Origin of the sequence: Amycolatopsis halotolerans (assembly GCF_042647905.1) — a bacterium.
Taxonomy (GTDB): domain Bacteria; phylum Actinomycetota; class Actinomycetes; order Mycobacteriales; family Pseudonocardiaceae; genus Amycolatopsis; species Amycolatopsis halotolerans.
Window position 1 is genome coordinate 117,428 of record NZ_JBHRWI010000051.1, and the last position, 17,599, is coordinate 135,026.

The 17,599-nt window shown below is 70.9% G+C and carries 18 protein-coding genes; 17 read left to right on the forward strand and 1 reads right to left on the reverse strand.

The genetic code is table 11. The features are described from left to right. Positions 1 to 41 precede the first annotated feature (41 nt). Positions 42 to 317, reverse strand: a complete 276-nt coding sequence (locus ACFORO_RS35640) for a YggT family protein (RefSeq protein WP_377869795.1) — start codon at positions 315 to 317, stop codon at positions 42 to 44. Between the two features lie 146 nt (positions 318 to 463). Between ACFORO_RS35640 and ACFORO_RS35645 the strand changes: the two genes are divergently transcribed. From ACFORO_RS35645 to ACFORO_RS35725, 17 genes are all read left to right on the forward strand, one after another. Beyond that, entirely contained in the window at positions 464 to 2,164 is a 1,701-nt protein-coding gene (locus tag ACFORO_RS35645) for an IlvD/Edd family dehydratase (RefSeq protein WP_377869796.1), read from the forward strand. Beyond that, positions 2,164 to 2,997, forward strand: coding sequence for a fumarylacetoacetate hydrolase family protein (locus ACFORO_RS35650; RefSeq protein WP_377869797.1), 834 nt, complete (start codon positions 2,164 to 2,166; stop codon positions 2,995 to 2,997). The genes ACFORO_RS35645 and ACFORO_RS35650 overlap by 1 nt, the downstream gene beginning before the upstream one ends. Before the next feature lie 87 nt (positions 2,998 to 3,084). Beyond that, positions 3,085 to 4,389, forward strand: a complete 1,305-nt coding sequence (locus ACFORO_RS35655) for an alginate lyase family protein (RefSeq protein ID WP_377869798.1) — start codon at positions 3,085 to 3,087, stop codon at positions 4,387 to 4,389. Positions 4,390 to 4,493: 104 nt separating this feature from the next. Further along, positions 4,494 to 4,778, forward strand: a complete 285-nt coding sequence (locus ACFORO_RS35660) for an isoamylase early set domain-containing protein (protein ID WP_377869799.1) — start codon at positions 4,494 to 4,496, stop codon at positions 4,776 to 4,778. Between the two features lie 236 nt (positions 4,779 to 5,014). Next, the gene (locus ACFORO_RS35665) at positions 5,015 to 5,629 is read left to right on the forward strand and encodes a TetR/AcrR family transcriptional regulator (protein ID WP_377869800.1); all 615 of its coding nucleotides are present in this window, start codon (positions 5,015 to 5,017) and stop codon (positions 5,627 to 5,629) included. 1 nt (position 5,630) lies between these two features. Continuing rightward, complete coding sequence (locus ACFORO_RS35670) at positions 5,631 to 6,293, forward strand: enoyl-CoA hydratase/isomerase family protein (protein ID WP_377869802.1); 663 nt, start codon at positions 5,631 to 5,633, stop codon at positions 6,291 to 6,293. Positions 6,294 to 6,422: 129 nt separating this feature from the next. Beyond that, complete coding sequence (locus ACFORO_RS35675; RefSeq protein WP_377869803.1) at positions 6,423 to 6,893, forward strand: fluoride efflux transporter FluC; 471 nt, start codon at positions 6,423 to 6,425, stop codon at positions 6,891 to 6,893. Further along, the gene (crcB, locus tag ACFORO_RS35680; RefSeq protein ID WP_344277316.1) at positions 6,890 to 7,258 is read left to right on the forward strand and encodes a fluoride efflux transporter CrcB; all 369 of its coding nucleotides are present in this window, start codon (positions 6,890 to 6,892) and stop codon (positions 7,256 to 7,258) included. The genes ACFORO_RS35675 and crcB overlap by 4 nt, the downstream gene beginning before the upstream one ends. 113 nt (positions 7,259 to 7,371) lie before the next feature. Next, on the forward strand, positions 7,372 to 8,697 hold the full coding sequence (locus ACFORO_RS35685) for a purine-cytosine permease family protein (protein WP_377869804.1): 1,326 nt from the start codon (positions 7,372 to 7,374) through the stop codon (positions 8,695 to 8,697). Positions 8,698 to 8,724: 27 nt separating this feature from the next. Next, positions 8,725 to 10,275 (forward strand): hydantoinase/oxoprolinase family protein, encoded by a 1,551-nt coding sequence (locus ACFORO_RS35690; protein ID WP_354749430.1) that lies wholly within the window; start codon positions 8,725 to 8,727, stop codon positions 10,273 to 10,275. A 3-nt stretch (positions 10,276 to 10,278) separates the two neighbouring features. Next, entirely contained in the window at positions 10,279 to 11,349 is a 1,071-nt protein-coding gene (locus ACFORO_RS35695) for a DUF917 domain-containing protein (RefSeq protein ID WP_377869806.1), read from the forward strand. Beyond that, a complete protein-coding gene (locus ACFORO_RS35700) occupies positions 11,346 to 12,440 on the forward strand; it encodes a DUF917 domain-containing protein (protein WP_377869807.1) in 1,095 nt (364 codons plus the stop codon). The genes ACFORO_RS35695 and ACFORO_RS35700 overlap by 4 nt, the downstream gene beginning before the upstream one ends. Further along, complete coding sequence (locus ACFORO_RS35705; RefSeq protein WP_377869808.1) at positions 12,437 to 13,156, forward strand: SDR family oxidoreductase; 720 nt, start codon at positions 12,437 to 12,439, stop codon at positions 13,154 to 13,156. Before ACFORO_RS35700 ends, ACFORO_RS35705 begins: the two co-directional genes overlap by 4 nt. A 14-nt stretch (positions 13,157 to 13,170) precedes the next feature. Then, the gene (locus ACFORO_RS35710) at positions 13,171 to 14,241 is read left to right on the forward strand and encodes a DUF917 domain-containing protein (RefSeq protein WP_377869809.1); all 1,071 of its coding nucleotides are present in this window, start codon (positions 13,171 to 13,173) and stop codon (positions 14,239 to 14,241) included. Next, positions 14,238 to 15,734 (forward strand): PucR family transcriptional regulator, encoded by a 1,497-nt coding sequence (locus ACFORO_RS35715; protein ID WP_377869810.1) that lies wholly within the window; start codon positions 14,238 to 14,240, stop codon positions 15,732 to 15,734. Before ACFORO_RS35710 ends, ACFORO_RS35715 begins: the two co-directional genes overlap by 4 nt. A 58-nt stretch (positions 15,735 to 15,792) precedes the next feature. Beyond that, a complete protein-coding gene (locus tag ACFORO_RS35720; RefSeq protein ID WP_377869811.1) occupies positions 15,793 to 16,659 on the forward strand; it encodes a helix-turn-helix transcriptional regulator in 867 nt (288 codons plus the stop codon). A gap of 75 nt (positions 16,660 to 16,734) precedes the next feature. After that, positions 16,735 to 17,586, forward strand: a complete 852-nt coding sequence (locus ACFORO_RS35725; RefSeq protein ID WP_377869812.1) for an oxidoreductase — start codon at positions 16,735 to 16,737, stop codon at positions 17,584 to 17,586. The last annotated feature ends 13 nt before the right edge of the window (positions 17,587 to 17,599 follow it).

The window sequence follows — 17,599 nt, forward strand, 5'->3', positions numbered from 1 at the left end:
GCTAACAACCGACGGCACGGCTGACACCCGGACCCCAAACCTCACAACGCGAACGCCACAGACCGCACCACCAACGCCGCCACGAAAACCACCGTGAACGCCAGGTCGATACCGATCCCGCCAGCCCGGATCGGCGGCAGTACCCGGCGCACCGGAGCGATTACCGGTTCGGTGGCGCGGTGGGTGATCCGGCGTGCCTGCCCGAGCCACGCCGGGCCCGTAGCGACCACGCGGGTCCAGTCCAGCACCATCCGCACTATCAGCACCACGATGAACACGGTCAGGACGTACCCGACCAGGGTCCCGATCAGGCTCATCGCACACCTCGCGTTGTCCGGCGACCTCTGTCACCCCCTCCAACGCCCGGCGCCCCCGCGAAGTGTCCGGTTCGCGGGAATTCTCAGTCGATTGCCAGAATCCCCCCGATCGGGTATCGAGGAGGGCTCCAGCGAAGGGAGCCGGCGTGCGCAGTGCGGCGTGGTTCGGGGCGTCCGGCCGGGCGGGGATGATCCATCGGTCCTGGATGCGGTCCCAGGGCTTCGGCCCGGAGGTGTTCGACGGCCGGCCGGTGATCGGGATCGCGGTGAGCGCGTCCGAACTCGCGCCGTGCAACGTTCATCTCGACCGCGTGGCCGAGGCGGTCAAGCGCGGGGTCTGGCAAGCGGGCGGCTTCCCTCTCGCGTTCCCCACGATGGCGACCGGCGAGACGCTCATGCGGCCGACCGCGATGCTCTACCGCAATCTGATGGCGATGGAGGTCGAGGAACTGATCCGCGCCAACCCGCTCGACGGCGTCGTCCTCCTCTCCGGCTGCGACAAGACGACCCCGGCGATGCTGATGGGCGCGGCGAGCGTCGACCTGCCCGCGGTGATGGTCACCGGCGGCCCGATGCTCAACGGCAAGTTCCGCGGCAGTGACGTCGGCTCGGGCACGCACGTCTGGAAATTCGAGGAAGAGCGCAAAGCCGGTCGGATGACCGAGGAAGAGTGCTTCTTCGCCGAAGGCTGCATGGCCCGCTCGAACGGCCACTGCATGACCATGGGCACCGCCTCGACGATGGCCTGTCTCGCCGAAGCGCTCGGCATGCAGTTGCCCGGTTCGGCGACCTGGCCCGCGGTCGACGCACGTCGCTTCGAGACCGCGCAGGCGGCCGGGCAGCGCATCGTCGCCATGGTGGAGGAGGACCTGCGGCCGGCGGAAATCCTGACCCGCGCGGCGTTCGAGAACGCGATCCGCGTCAACGCGGCGATCGGCGGGTCCACCAACGCGATCGTGCACCTGCTCGCGCTGGCCGGGCGCGTCGGCGTCCCGCTCGAGATGAGCGACTTCGACGAACTGGGCCGCGCGGTCCCCACGCTGGTGAACCTGATGCCGTCCGGGCAATTCCTCATGGAGGATTTCTGTTACGCGGGAGGAATTCCGGTGGTGCTCAGCAGGCTCGCCGAAGCCGGGCTCCTGCACACCGACGTCCGCACGGTCACCGGCGAGCCCCGGGAAACCGCGGAGTGCTGGAACGACGAGGTCATCACCACAGTCGAGGCGCCGTTCCAACCGCCCGGCACCGGAACCGCTGTGCTCACCGGGAATCTCGCCCCGGAAGGCGCGGTCATCAAGCAATCCGCCGCGTCCCCGGAACTGCTCGCGCACACCGGCCCGGCGCTCGTCTTCGACACCGCGGAGGACTACCACCGGATCGCCGATGATCCGCAACTGCCAGTCACCTCCGACACGGTCCTCGTGATCCGCGGCGCGGGCCCCAAGGGCTACCCGGGCATGCCGGAGGTGGCGAACGTCCCGGTCCCGAAGAAGCTGCTCGACCAGGGGATCACCGACGTGGTCCGGATCTGCGACGGCCGGATGTCCGGCACCGGCTACGGCACGGTCGTGCTGCACGTGAGCCCGGAATCGGCGGTCGGCGGCCCGCTCGCGCTCGTCCGCACCGGCGACCGGATCACGCTCGACACCCCGGCGCGCCGGCTGACCCTGCACGTGCCCGATGACGAACTCGCTGCCCGCCGCGCGGCGTGGACTCCGCCGGAAAGCCCGTACCGCAGCGGCTACACCTGGCTCTACCGCGAGCACGTCACCCAGGCCCACCTCGGCGCGGACTTCGATTTCCTCCACGGCACCCGCGGTTCCGCCGTCCCCAGGGACTCGCACTGATGCGCCGCCTCGTGAAGACCGCCGCGGGCTGGCAGGTCACCGACGGCGAATCCACCGGCACGCTCCCTCCCGGCACCACACTCGGCTCCCTGCTCGCCCTGTCCGCCGAAGACTTCGCCGAAGCGCTGGCGATCGAGCTGACGCCAGGCGAACTGGGCGAGCTGCGAGCGCCGGTCGACGACGACACCGAGGTGTGGGCCGCCGGAGTCACCTACGAGGTGTCGCGCGAGGCGCGGATGGAGGAGAGCGGCGACGCCGACGTCTACGCGCGGGTCTACGAGGCGGAGCGACCGGAGCTGTTCTTCAAGAGCGTCGGACATCGTGTGCGCGGCCCCGGCGAACCGATCGGCGTCCGGGAGGATTCCGCTTGGGACGTGCCAGAACCCGAATTGGCGTTGGTGTGCAACGCGAACGGGGAGATCGTCGGCTACACGATCGTCAACGACGTGAGTTCGCGCAGCATCGAAGGCGAGAACCCGCTGTACCTGCCGCAGGCCAAGATGTACCGCGGCTCCTGCGCGGCCGGGCCGTGGATCGTGCCCGCGAAAGACATCCCGGACCCGTACGCGCTCGGCATCACCGTGGCGATCCATCGTGCCGGAGAATTGCGCTGGGCAGGGGAGACGTCCACCGCACGGCTCCATCGCAGGCTCGCGGATCTGGTGTCGTGGCTCTATCGCGGCGATGTTTTCCCGCGCGGCGCCGTCCTGGCCACCGGTACATCAGCCGTCCCCGGCCCGGACGTCACGCTGGAGGAAGACGACGAGGTCACCATCATGATCGAGGGCATCGGCACCCTCCGGAACCCGGTTCGGCGCGGCCGCTCCGCCTGACCTCCCCTTGACGCGGCCTCGCGCGTTCGGCTATTCAATCTCAGTTCACATATCTGTGGAGTATTCATATCCTTGAACGGAGTTGCGGTGCTGCCTCCTTTCCGGTCTTCCCGTCCGCGTCGTCTCGCGGCGGTTCTCGCGACGGTCGCGGGGTTGCTCGCGACCACCGCCGGGGCGGCGACCGCCGCGCCCGCGCCGAGGTCGTGTTCGTTCGTCTGCGTGCCGGACCCGGTGGTGCTCGACGGCCTGCACCTGGCAGGCAACAAAATCGGCCTGATGGCCGGGAATCCGACGCTGCGCACGTCGCTGTCCAATCTGCTGAAGCAGGCCGACGACGCGCTGGCCAAGGGTCCGTGGACGGTCGTCGACAAGGAGCGCGTCCCGCCGAGCGGCGACAAGCACGACTACCTGAGCCTCGCCCCGTACTACTGGCCCAGCCAGCCGAAAACGCCGGAAAACCCGCAGGGCTGCCCGTACGTCGACCGCGACGGCCAGGTCAACCCCGAGATGAAGAACGTGCCGGACAAGGCCGAGCGGCTCGTCGCGTTCAACTCGATCTACCAGCTTTCGCTCGCCTGGTACTACACCGGCAAGGCCGAGTACGCCCAGCGCGCCGCGCTCGACCTGCGCACCTGGTTCCTCGACGCGGCAACGAAAATGAACCCGAACCTGAACTTCGCGCAGGGCATCCCGTGCAAGACCGACGGGCGGGGGATCGGCATCATCGAGTTCTCCTACACCTTCACGCAGGTCCTCGACGCCGCCCGGATCCTGGAGGCGGGCGCGCCCGGCTGGACGAAGGCCGACGGCAAGGCGTTCCGCGGCTGGTCGGCGGACTTCCTGACCTGGTTGCGCACCAGCAAGAACGGCACCGACGAGGCCAAGGCGACCAACAACCACGGCACGTTCTACGACCTGCTCACTGCGGCGACCGCGAGCTACGTCGGGCAGCGCGACCTCGCGCGCCAGATCGTCCGCGACTCCGGCAAAGCCCGGATCGACCACCAGATCGCCGCGGACGGCGGCCAGCCCGAGGAGTCGACCCGCACCCGGACGTACCACTACCACACGTTCAACCTGGTCGCCCTGACTCGCCTCGCGCAGCTGGGCAAGCACCTGGGCGTCGACCTGTGGTCGTACCGGAACCCCAACGGCGGCAGCATTTTCGCCGCCGTCGACCACCTGCTCCCGGCGGCCACCGGTGCCGCACCGTGGCCGTTGCCGGACATCCATTTCATCCAGTACGCCGCCCTCGACAGCGTGCACGCCGCCGCCGACGCGGGCGACTGGAAGGCCCGGGCCGCGGTCGGCCACATCCCGGCCCCGCCCGGCGGCGACCTGTTCCCGGTCCGCCCGGCGGCCGAGCAGCTGGACGACGTTTCCACCACCTGACCCCGGTTTCACCCGGACGCGGCACCCGTCGCGTCCGGGTTTCCGGCGTCGGTCGTGAAACGATTCAGAAGGACCGATTCGCCGGAACGGGAAAGGGAAACGCCGTGATCAAGACCAGCCGGAGCGCCAGCTCGGAGGCCCGGCGGGTGACGTTCGTCCTGCCGCTCGACACCCCGCCCGGCCCGGTGAGCGTGGTCGGCGACTTCAACGACTGGCAGCCCGGCCGCCACGAACTCCGCAAACGCTCGAACGGCACGCGCTCGGCCGCGGTGGAGGTCCCGCCGGGCGCCCGGCTGCGCTTCCGCTACCTGGCCGACGGCGGCCGCTGGCTGGACGACCCGGACGCCACCGCCCGCGACGGGCGGGATTGCCTGTACGTCGCGGACTGAACCCCGTCCCGCACCCGTGCCCGGCGGGGCGCGGGCGGCGGAAAAGGCGGTTCGGCTCCCGTGAGCGCGGCGGGAAAAAGCGCCCTGCTCGGCGAACGGCCGAGGGTCGTTCGGGACGCGCGCGGGGCTGCTTCCTCGGCACTGGACAAGGTTTCCGGTGGTGAACACTCACGACCCCCGAGTCGCGCATCACCCCGCCCTGGTTTTGGAGCACCTGCTCCATTACTATCGCCGACATGCCCCGCCCCCGGATCCACGACCCCGAGTTGATCCTTGACGTCGCCGAGCGGCTCATCGCCGACACCGGCCCCGAGGCGCTCACCGTCCGGCGGCTCGCGCAGGAGGCGGGTGTCCCGAACAGCACGATCTACCACGCCTTCGCCAACCTCCCCGCCCTCGTCGGCCAGACTTGGCTCCGCGCCGCCACTTTCTTCCTCGACGAGCAAGAACGGCTGGTCGACGAAGCCGCCGACCCGGTTGAAGCGGTGGTCGCGGCAGCCGACACTTCCGCCGTAGTGGCCGACGCGCGTCCGGACGCCGCGCGGATGATGATCGCCGTCCCGTCGAAGCGCGTACTGGGTCCGCAGCTTCCCGACGACGTAGCGGAAGCGTTACACGCCTTGGACAAACGCCTCGTCCGCCTTCTGGTCCGCCTGGCCCGTCAGCTCTGGAACCGCGGCGACGGACCAGCCGTGGAGGTCATCACCGCCTGCGTCGTGGACCTCCCGACCGCCTTGCTTCGCCGCGAACTCGCCACCGGACCCGCCAGTGCGGAAAGTCGCGCGCGGCTGGCAGCGGCGGTCCGCGCCATCCTCGCCCTGGAACCCCCGAAGAAGTCCAGAAAGGACTGAAATGCCCACCCTCGCCACCACTGGCGCCGTCCACGTGCTCGACTTCGGCGCCGACGAAAACCGTTTCGCCCCAACGTGGCTGGAAGAAGTCCACACTCACCTCGACACCGTCACCGCGGGCAAGGAACCCGCCGCGCTCGTCACGATCGGCAGCGGCAAGTACTACTCCAACGGCCTCGACCTCGACTGGCTCACCAGCCACCCCGACGACGCCGGCAAATACGTCACGAGCATCCACGAACTCCTCGCCCGGATGCTCGCGCTGCCGGTCCCGACGATCGCCGCGGTCAACGGGCACGCCTTCGGCGGCGGCGCGATGCTCGCGATGGCCCACGATTTCCGCCTCATGCGCGAGGACCGCGGCTACTTCTGCTTCCCCGAAGCCGACATCAACCTCCCGTTCACCCCGGGCATGGCCGCGCTCGTCCAGGGGAAGCTCAGCCCGGCCGCCGCGATCGCGTCGATGACCACCGGGAGCCGCTTCGGCGGTCCGCGAGCGAAAGCGCTCGGCCTGGTCGACGGGACCGCCGCGCTGGAGGACCTGCGGGCGGCGGCGATCGAACGGGTCGCGCCGCTGGCGGGCAAGGACCGAGGCACGCTCGCCGCGATCAAGTCCACTATGTTCGGCCCGGCGCTGACCGCGTTGCGGGAGGCGGGAAACTGATCAGGTAGGCTCGCGTACGCGCGGCGGTGGGGCTCGCCGCTCCGGGAATCTCCCGGACAACCGCGGTCGAGACCGCCAACAGTCCCTACTCGAACGGCGAACCGGGTGTCCGTGGAGTAGGAGAAGACTGTGCTTGAAGAACCTCTCGACCCTGACGTCGATCTCCGGGATCCCGTGCAGCAACGCGAACTCGTCCGGCACCACGCGTCGGTGCTCGGCGTGATCGCGCTCGGCGGCGGGCTCGGCGCCCTGGCCCGCTACGGCCTCGCGCAGGCCCTTCCCGCCGGGACCGGCGGCTTCCCGTGGGCGACCTTCTGGACGAACGTCGCCGGCTGTTTCCTCATCGGCGTGCTGATGGTGCTGGTCACCGAGGCGTGGTCGGCGCACCGGCTGGTGCGGCCGTTCCTCGGCGTCGGCATCCTCGGCGGCTTCACCACCTTCTCCACGTACGCGGTCGAAGCGCGCAACCTCCTTCAGCCGGACACTGTGCCGCTCGCCTTCGGCTACCTCGGCGGGACACTCGCCGCCGCGCTGCTCGCCGTCATGCTGGGACACGCGATCACCCGCAAGCTCGTCCCGGCGGAGGTGGCTGTCCGATGACCGTCCTCCTCGTTTTCCTCGGCGCCGCGGTCGGAGCGCCGATGCGGTACCTGACCGACCGGGCCGTCCAGTCCCGGCACCAGAGCCTGTTCCCGTGGGGCACGTTCACCGTCAACCTGGTCGGCTGCGTCCTGCTCGGCGGCCTCGCCGGTGCCGGGACGGCGCTGCCCGCGGCGGTCTATTCGCTGCTCGGCACCGGGTTCTGCGGCGCGCTGACGACGTACAGCACCTTCAGCTACGAAACCGTCCGGCTGGTCGAGCGCCAGTCGTACTTCGCCGCGGCGGCGAACGTCGTGGTCAGCATCGCGGCGGGAGTCGGCGCGGCGGCGTTCTCGTACGAGGCCGTCCACGCCTTGGTCGGGTAAGGGTGCGATTCGCACAGGTCGGCTAGCCAGACTGTGCGGATCGCACGGTGACCTCGCCGGAGCCGCTGCTTACGGTGCTGGGAACCGTTCCCCTCCAGGATGAGGAGGTCGCCATGGCCTCGGCTGTCGGTGTCGACGATTACGCGCTGACCAGGGTGCCCGATTCCGCGCGTTATTCGTGGTGGTCGGTCGCTGTGCAGCGGTTCGGCCAAGTGTCCGCGCTGTCGCAGTTCCTGCTCGGCGCCACGATCGGCTTCGGGATGAGCTTCTGGGACGCCGTGCTGGCGTTCACGCTCGGCTCGGTCATCCTCGAACTGATCACGATCCTCGTCGGCGTGATCGGCGTCCGCGAGGGCCTGACCACCTCGCTGATCGCGCGCTGGACCGGCTTCGGCCGCGGCGGCTCCGCGCTCATCGGGCTGGCCATCGGGATCAGCCTGATCGGCTGGTTCGGCATCCAGTCCGCGGTGTCCGCGCAAGGCCTCGCCGCGCTGGTCGGCGGCCTGCCGGAATGGGGCTGGGCGCTCGTGTTCGGCCTGGTGGTGACCGCGATCGTGGTCCGCGGCTTCCACTCGATGGCGTGGACGGCGTACCTGATGGTGCCCGCGTTCCTGATCCTGGTCGGCTGGTCGGTGGTCTCCGAACTGACCCGGCACGACCTCGGCGCGCTCGTCGCGTCCGCTCCGCCCGGCCCGCACCTGAGCCTGCTGCAGGGCACGACGCTGGTCGCGGGCGGGTTCATCGTCGGCGCGGTGATCACGCCGGACATGACCCGGTTCAACCGCACCACCGGCGACGTCGTCAAGCAGACGCTCGTCGGCGTCACGCTCGGCGAGTACGTGATCGGCCTGGCCGGCGTGCTGCTCGCGCACGCGGTCGGCACGGCGCAGATCACCACGATCGTCACGTCGTCGGTCGGCTGGGTCGGGCTGCTGATCGTCATCGCGGGCACGATGAAGATCAACGACTGGAACCTGTACTCGTCCGGGCTCGGCGTCGTGAACTTCATCGGCACCGTGTCCGGGAAGCGGGCGCACCGCGGCCTGGTCACCGCCGTGCTCGGCGTGGTGGGCAGCGTGCTCGCCGCGGCCGGGATCCTGTCGAAGTTCACCGATTTCCTGACCGTGCTCGGGGTCGCGTTCCCGCCCGTCGCCGGGATCATGGTGGCCGAGTACTTCGTGGTGAAGCAGTGGCGCGGCGTCCTGGAGGAGGCGCGGGCCCGGGGCGCGGTGCCCACTGACGCCCCGCTGTGGGTGCCCGCGACGATCGTCGTCTGGATCGCCGCCGCGTTGTTCGGCGAGTTCGTCGAATGGGGTCTGCCCAGCATCAACTCGCTTGTCGTCGCTTTCGTTCTGTACGTGGCCGCCGGGAAGCTCGGCCTGGTCCGCGGGGTCGGCAAGACCCGCACCGCGGACGCCGAACCGGCTCCGGCCGCCTGATTCCCCGACCTGGAAGGAGATTTCTTCGTGCGCATCGGCATCGACGTCGGCGGCACCAACACCGACGCGGTCCTCCTGGACGGCCGCGAGGTGCTCGCCTCGATCAAGACCAGCACCACCGAGGACGTCACCTCGGGCATCGTCGCCGCGATCGACGGGCTGCAGCGGCAGCGCGCGTTCGACCCGGCCGCGGTGCGGGCGGTCATGATCGGCACCACGCACTTCATCAACGCGCTCGTCGAGGCGCACCGGCTGGCCCCGACCGCGGCGGTGCGGCTCAGCCTGCCCGCCGGCGCGTCGCTGCCGCCGATGGTGGACTGGCCGCAGCGGCTGGTCGACGCGGTGTCCGGGCGCAGCTACCTGGTGCACGGCGGCCACGAGTTCGACGGGCGCCACATCGCCGAACTGGACGAGAGCGAACTGCGCAAGGCCGCCGACGACATGGGCTCGGCCGGGGTTCGCAGCGTCGCGATCACGTCGGTGTTCTCGCCGGTGAACGCGGAGTTCGAGGCGCGGGCGGCGGAGATCATCGCTTCGCAGCTGCCGGACGTCGCGATCTCGCTCTCCCACGAAATCGGCCGGATCGGCTTGCTGGAGCGGGAAAACGCGACCGTCATCAACGCCGCGCTGCGCGAGCTGGCGGCGCACATCGTGGACGGGCTGGCCGCGTCGGTCACCGGCGCGGGCATCACCGCGCCGCTGTACCTGAGCCAGAACGACGGCACGCTGATGGACGTCGACTTCGCCCGCCGCTACCCGGTGGCGACCTTCGCGTCCGGCCCGACGAACTCGATGCGCGGCGCGGCGGTGCTGTCCGGTTTGGACACGTGCGCGGTGGTCGACGTCGGCGGCACCACGAGCGATGTCGGCGTGCTGCGGCAGGGATTCCCGCGCGAGGCGACCACGGACGTGAGCGTGGCCGGGATCCGCACGAACTTCCGGATGCCGGACGTCCTTTCGATCGGCATCGGCGGCGGCAGCCGGGTGCGCGGCGACGCGTCCGGTGTGACCGTCGGACCGGATTCCGTCGGCTACGAGCTGACCTCCAAAGCGCTCGTATTCGGCGGAGACACCTTGACCGCCACGGACATCGCGGTCGCCGCCGGGCGCGCCGAGATCGGCGACCCGTCGCTGGTCGCGCACCTCGACCGGGACTTCGTGCAGGCCGCGCTGGACCGGATCGCGGCGGACGTTTCCGACGTCGTGGACCGGATGCGCACGTCGTCCGAGCCGCTCCCGGTGGTCGCCGTCGGCGGCGGTTCGGTGCTGCTGCCGGACGAGCTCGCCGGTTCCGGCGAGGTGCGCCGGCCGGACCACTACGCGGTGGCCAACGCGATCGGCGCGGCGATCGCGCAGATCGGCGGCGAGGTCGACCGGGTGTACGTGATCGAACCCGGGCGTCGCGAAGCGGTGGTGGACGAGGCGAAGCAGGAAGCGGTCGACCGTGCGGTGGCGGCCGGGGCGAGCCCGGCGTCCGTCGGCATCGTCGACTTCGACGAGGTGCCGATCCCGTACCTGCCCGGCAACGCCACCCGGATCCGGGTCAAGGCGGTCGGCGACTTGCAGCTGGGGGAGTGAACGATGGCTGAGATCACCGAGAAGGACCTGGACGACATCGCGCGCGGCGCGGCGATCCTCGGCACCGGCGGCGGGGGAGACCCGTACATCGGCCGGCTGCTGGCGCATTCCGCGGTCCGCGAGCACGGTTCGGTGCCGCTGGTGGCACTGTCCGAATTGGCCGACGACGCGGTGGTCCTGCCGGTCGCGATGATGGGCGCGCCGACCGTGATGGTGGAGAAACTGCCCTCCGCCGAACAGGTCGGGCTCGCCGCCCGGACGCTGGCCACCTACCTGGGCAAGGAACTCACGCACATCGCCTGCGCCGAAGCGGGCGGCGTGAACTCCCTGATCCCCGTCGTCGCAGCGGCGCAGCTGGGCCTGCCGCTGGTGGACGCGGACGGCATGGGCCGGGCGTTCCCGGAACTGCAGATGGTTTTGCCGACCCTGTACGGAATCCGCGCGACCCCGATGTCCATCGCGGACGAGAAGGGCAACCGCGGCGTACTGGACACTGTGGACAATCACTGGGCGGAGCGGCTGGCCCGGTCGGCGACCATCGACATGGGTTGTTCGGCGATGATCAGCAACTACGCGATGTCCGGCGCGCAGGCCCGGGAGTCGATGGTGCCCGGCACGCTGACCCTGTGCGCGGAACTTGGCGCGCTTGTGCGGCAGGCGCGCGAGGCGCACGAGAACCCGGTGGATCGCGTCGTGGCGCGGCTGCGCGGGCGGACGCTGTTCAGCGGAAAGGTCGTCGACGTCGCCCGCCGGACTGTCACCGGGTTCGCCCGCGGCGAGGCCCGGTTGTCCGGAATGGACGGTGACACCGGGACGGAAATGCTGCTGCGCTTCCAGAACGAGCACCTGGTGGCCGAGGTCGACGGCGAGGTGCGCGCTTCGGTGCCGGACCTCATCTGCACGCTCGACCGCGAGTCCGGCGAGGCCGTCACCACCGAGGGCCTGCGCTACGGCCAGCGGGTCACGGTGATCGCGGCCCCGGCGGACCCGCGCTGGCACACTCCGGAAGGCATCGCCCTGGCCGGTCCGCGGTACTTCGGGTACGACCTGGACCCGATCGGGGTCGCGGGATGAGCTGGACCCTGACCGAAGACCACCTCGAAGACCTCGCCCGCGGTGCGGCCGTCCTCGGCACCGGTGGCGGCGGCGACCCGTACGTCGGACGGCTGCTGGTGCGCGAGGCGATGCGCGAGCACGGGCCCGTCACCGTGCTCGACCCGGAGGACCTGGACGACGACGCGCTCGTCATCCCGACCGCGCAAATGGGCGCGCCGACCGTCGTGCACGAGAAACTCCCGAACGGCGCTGAGCCCGAACTTGCCTTGCGGGCGCTGGAAAACCGCCTCGGTGCGAAGGCCGACGCGACGATGCCGATCGAATGCGGCGGGATCAACTCGATGATCCCGCTGGTCGTCGGCGCGCGGCTCGGGCTGCCGGTGGTCGACGCCGACGGCATGGGCCGGGCGTTCCCGGAACTGCAGATGGAGACGTTCGGCGTGTACGGCGTCTCCGGTTCGCCGATGGGCATCGCCGGGGAACGCGGCGAAACGACGGTGATCGACACCGGTGCCGACAACCGCCGGATGGAATGGCTCGCGCGCGGGATCACCATCCGGCTAGGCGGTGTCGCGCATATCGCTGAGTACTCGATGAGCGGCGCGGACGTGAAACGCACGGCGGTGCCGCGGACGCTGTCGCTCGCACTGAGCGTCGGCCGGGCGATTCGCCTTGCGCGAGAAGAGAATGCCGATCCGATCGCGGCATTGGCGACCGCGCTCAGTGACACGTTGTACTCGCATCTGCGCGTGCTATTCCGCGGCAAAGTGTCCGATGTGGAACGTCGCACCGAAGAAGGATTCGCCCGCGGCCGCGCCGCCGTCGTGTCCTTCGAGGGCGACCGCAAGCTGGAAATCCTTTTCCAGAACGAAAACCTGGTGGCGCTCGTCGACGGCGACGTCCGCTGCCTCGTGCCTGACCTGATCTGCGTGCTGGAGGCGGAATCCGCCGAGCCGATCACCACCGAAACGCTGCGCTACGGCCAGCGCGTCACCGTGGTCGGGATCTCGACACCGCCGCTCATGCGCACCCCGGAAGCGCTGGCCACGTTCGGCCCGGCGGCGTTCGGGCTGCCGCACGACTTCGTACCCGTGGAGGTGGCTTCGTGACTTCGCTCGACGGCCGGGCGGTCGTAGTGCTCGGCGGCGGTTCCGGGATCGGATTGGAGGTCGCCCGGCGCGCGACGGCGGCCGGCGCGCTCGTCCACCTCGGCGGCCGGACCGGCGACACACTGCGGGCCGCCGCGGCGGAACTGGGCCCGACCGCCACTTGGCAGGCCGTGGACACCACCGACCAGGCGTCGCTGGCCGAGTTCTTCGGCGCGCTGGACCGGGTCGACCACCTGTTCACGCCCGCCGCGTCCTACACCGTCGGCCCGATGCGCGACCTCAGCGACGAGGAGGCGGAAAGCCCGTTCGTCACCAAGTTCTGGGGCCAGTACCACGCGGTGAAGCACGCCGCGCCGAAGCTGTCGCCGGACGCTTCGGTGGTGCTCATGTCCGGCGTCGCGAGCGTGCGTCCGCCCGCCGCAGCGCCGGCGTACGTGGCGTGCAACGCGGCGATCGAGGGGCTCGGCCGCGGGCTCGCGGTGGAGCTGGCACCGGTACGGGTGAACGTCGTGTCGCCGGGCACGATCGACGGGAACCTGTGGGCCGGGCGTCCGGCCGCCGCGCGGGAATCGAGTTTCGCGCAGTACCGCGCGGACACCCTGCTGCACCGCGTGGGCCGGGAGTCCGAAGTGGCCGATGCCGTGCTGTACCTGTTCACCAGCACTTACACCACCGGTTCGACGCTGTATCCGGACGGCGGGTACAGCCTCCGCTGATACGCTGACCAGCCATGCGCATCACCGCCGCGGACGTGCCGGCACTCGAACGCGGCGTCGCGCTGCTCGGGTCCGGCGGGGGCGGGGACACCGTCACCGCGGCGGTGCTGCTGCGGCGGCTGACCGAATCCGGCCGCGAACCCGTCGTGCACTCCGCCGCGGATCTGCCGCCGGACACCCTGGTGGTGCCGACGGGGATCGTCGGCGCGACCGCCGCGTTCGCCGAGAAGCTGCCCAGCGGCGACGAATTCGCCTCGGCGATCGCGGCGATCGAACGCTGGACCGGGCAGCGCGCGCAGGCGTTGATGTCCATCGAGATCGGCGGCCTGAACGGCTTGCTGCCGCTGGTGGTCGCCCAGGAACTGGGTCTGGCCTATGTGGACGCGGACCTGTCCGGACGCGGGCTGCCGAGACTCGACCAGCTCTCGGTCGCCGCGACCGGCCGCGGCGTCGCTCCGGCGGCGATGGCCGAACCCGGCGGCCGGGTAGTCGTGCTGGCCGCCGCCGCGGCCTCGGTGGTCGAGAGCGGGATCCGCGCGTTCTTGGCCAGTTCCGGCGGCTGGGCGGCGATCGCGCTCGCGCCGATCCCGGCCGGTGAACTCGCCGACCACGCTGTCCTCCACACGACGAGCGAGGCGCTCGCCCTCGGCACCCGCGTGCTCGCCGCCGGGGAAAGCCCGGACCTCGCCGCGCTGGAAACCGCCCTCGACGGCCAGGTCCTCGCCCGCGGCCGGGTGCTGGAAGTGTCGCGGCACATCGGCCCCGGACAGCACGGGCACCCCGGGTTCGGCCGCGGCTCGGCGACGCTGACCGACCACCGCGACGGTGCGTTGCTGCGGCTCGAAATGGAGAACGAATACCTGCTGGCGCTGCGAGACGGGCTGCCGGTGGCGTCCACTCCGGACGTGCTGTCGGTGCTCGACCGCCGCACCGGCGTCCCGCTGCAATGCGACACGATCCGCGCCGGCGTGGAAGTGGATGTCGTCTGTCTCGCCGCGTCGCCGTTCTGGACCGATCCGCGCCGCCGCCCGCTGCTGGAACCGCGCGCATACGGAATCGACTGCGATCCGGTGGTAACACAGTGATCCTCCGCCAGCTGCTCGCTCTGCCCTCGTGGTCCGGCCCGGTCCGGGTGTGCTCCGGCGAATCCGGTTTGGACCGTCCATTGCGGACAGTCAAAGCCGCCCTGGACGCCTCCGGCACCCCCGCTTCCGGCGAACTGGTGGTGGTAGTCCGCCCGCTCGGTTCCGACTGGCAGATCGACGCCCTCCTGCGCCGTTGCGCGGACGCCCGCGCCGCCGGGGTCCTGCTCCCCGGAGCCGAACCTCTTGCCGCGTCACGACTTCTGGCCGAACGGCTGTCGGTGCCGTTGCTGGTCACGTCCGCCGATCCGCTCGATCTGCTCGTGGACGCCCGCCTCGCGCTGGCCGCCCCCGACATCGACCGCGCGGACGCAGTGCTCGCCGCCCACCGGGCGTTAGGGGAGCGGTTGCGTCCTCCGGAAGAAATCGTGACCGTCCTGCGGCGGCTGCTGGACGCTCCCGTCGCCGTCCTGGACGACCGCGGCGAGGTGCTCGCCGGTGAACTCGCCGAGGCCGCCCGCGTCCGAGTGCACGAGCCAGTCCCGCAACGCATTTCTCTCCCGGACGGCGTCCTGCTCGCACATCCCGCCGTGCTGCCGCAGCCGTCGGTGTGGCTGGCCGCCGAACTGCCCGGCGCCAAGTCCCCGCGCGCGGACGTCGTCGCCGCGACCTTGGCCGTCGCGGCCGGTGCCGTGCAACGCTGGCTGCTGGCCCACCGCCTGGAGCTGGAACGCGACGCCCGTTCCCGGTCCGCCCTGCTGGGTGATGTGCTGCGCCAAGACACCGAACCCGGTGCCGACCTGCGCCGCCGCGCTGCCGACGCGGGTTGGCGACTCGGCGGCTGGCACGTCGGCCTGCGGATCGGCGTGCCCGCGGACGTCGACACCGTCTCCCGTACGCAGGAAGTCGTCCGCGCCCTCCGGGCCGAATCGATCGACGCGGTCACCGTCGAACACGGCGAAGGCTGGACCGGCTGGGTCACCTTCGAACAGGAACCGACGGCGGAACGCGTGCGTGCGTTGTCCGCGCGGCTGCGCGCCGTGCACCGCAGCCTGCGCCGCACGCTCGACGCCCACCTGGGCGTCGGCCGCCCGCACGCCGACGGTCTCACCGCGACAGTCGCCGAAGCCACCGACGCCGCCCGCCTCGCCGCGGCGCGTCCGGAGACTGGGCACTTCCTGCACGTGGACCAGCTCGGGATGGCTCAGCTGCTGCTGGAGTGGACGCGGACGGACACTTTCGAGCCTGCCGCGCGCGCGTTGCTCGCTCCGCTGGTCTCGGCGCCTGGGGATTTGATCCGTACCCTCGCGGCTTACCTCGATGCCGAGTCTTCGCTGGCGGAAACCGCGACGGTGCTGGGGATCCACCGGAATACGGTCGCCGCGCGGATCGGCCGGATCGAGCAGTTGCTGCACGTCGACCTGTCGCGTCCGGACGAGCGGCTGGCCCTGCACCTGGCCGCCCGCGCGGTGATCCTCGCGAGGCCCGCTGAGTAGTACTGGCAGGACCAGCTACGCCCTTGGTGATCAACCGCCCGGAAGGCAGACTCGAAGCATGGGCAAGAACGACTTGGGCGATTTCCTCCGGGCCCGCCGCGCCGGGCTGACGCCGGACGAGATCGGGCTTCCGGCCGGGTTCGGGGCGGGGCGGCGGGTCGCCGGGCTGCGGCGCGGCGAGGTCGCGCAGCTGGCCGGGGTGAGCACCGAGTACTACACCCGGCTGGAACAAGGCCGTGCCCGGCAGCCGTCCGAGCAGGTGCTGCACGCCCTCTGCGACGCGCTGCGGTTCGACGACATCGAACGGCGGCATCTGTTCGCACTCGCGGGCGCCACGGCCGAGCGCACGGACCGGGCCGAGCATTCGTCCCGGTTGCGTCCGGCGCTGAGGCAGGTGCTGGACTCGATGGAGCTCGCTTCGGCGTTCGTCAGCGACCGGAACCTCACGGTCGTCGGCGGGAACGCATTGTGGGCCTTGCTGTTTCCCGACGTGGCCGAGTTGCCGCGCCGGGAACGCAGCATGGCGCGCTGGACGCTGCTGGATCCGCGGGCCCGGCTGGTCTGGCGGGACTGGGAACGCGTCGCCCGCGACTACGTGCACGGGTTGCGGTTGGCCGCCGCCGCTCAGCCGCGGAATCAGCACATCGCCAACCTCATCGGCGAGCTCATGATGCGGTCGCCGGAGTTCCCGGCGTGGTGGTCGGAGCACCGCGTCCAGGAACGCAGCACCGGCCTCAAACGCCTGTGCCACCCGGTCGCCGGCGATCTGGAACTGCAGTACGAGATCTTCACCGCGGTCGCCGACCCGGGCCAGTCGATGGTCGTCTACAGCGCGCCTGCCGGTTCGCCGTCCCAGGAACGCCTGCGGCTGCTGGCCAGCTGGGGCCGCGAACCCGCGCCTGCCCGGGACATCGCCGAGTCCTGACCTTCGCCCCTATCACCAGGCCCCGCCGCACTTGCGGGGTCTATGCAGTCATGCCCCACGAAAGGACACTTCGCAGTGAGCAAGACAATCCTGATCACCGGCGTCAGCACCGGCCTCGGACGCGCCGTCGCCCAGCGAGCCCTCGCGGCCGGGCACCGCGTCGCGGGCACCGTGCGCACCGAAAAGCACGCGGCCGACTTCCGGGCGCTGGACCCGGAAAGCGCTCGGGCTTTCGTCCTCGACCTCACCGACGCGGACCGGATCGAGCCGACCGTGCGGGAGGTCGAAGCGGAACTGGGTCCGATCGACGTCCTCGTGGCCAACGCCGGATACGGGCTCGAAGGCACCTTCGAGGAGTCGTCGATGGAGGATCTTCGCCGCCAGTTCGAGGTCAACGTCTTCGGCACCGTCGCGACCATCAAGGCGGTCCTGCCCGGCATGCGCGAACGGCGCGACGGCCAGATCTTCGTCATCACCTCGATGGGCGGGCACACCACCTTCCCCGGCCTCGCGTTCTACGAGGGCAGCAAGCACGCGCTGGAAGGCATCACCGACACCCTCGCCCAAGAGGTCACGCAGTTCGGCGTGCGGGTCACCGCCGTGGCGCCCGGCGCGTTCAAGACCGACTGGGCGGGCCGGTCGCTGGTCCGCGCCCCGCGCGGCATCGCCGACTACGACGCCCTGTTCGACCCGATCCGGACCCGCCGCCAGGCGCTCGCCGGACAGGGCATCGGCGACCCCGACCGCGCGGGCGACGCCATCCTCAGCCTCCTGGACGAGGAGAACCCGCCCGTGCACCTCCTGCTCGGCTCGGACGCGCTGCGCCTGGTCACCGCCGGACGCCGACGCGTCCAGGACGACTTCGACGCCTGGCAGGACCTCACGCTGTCCACCGACTCCGTCGAAGGCGGCGTAACCGTCGCCTGACCCCGGGCGCGCC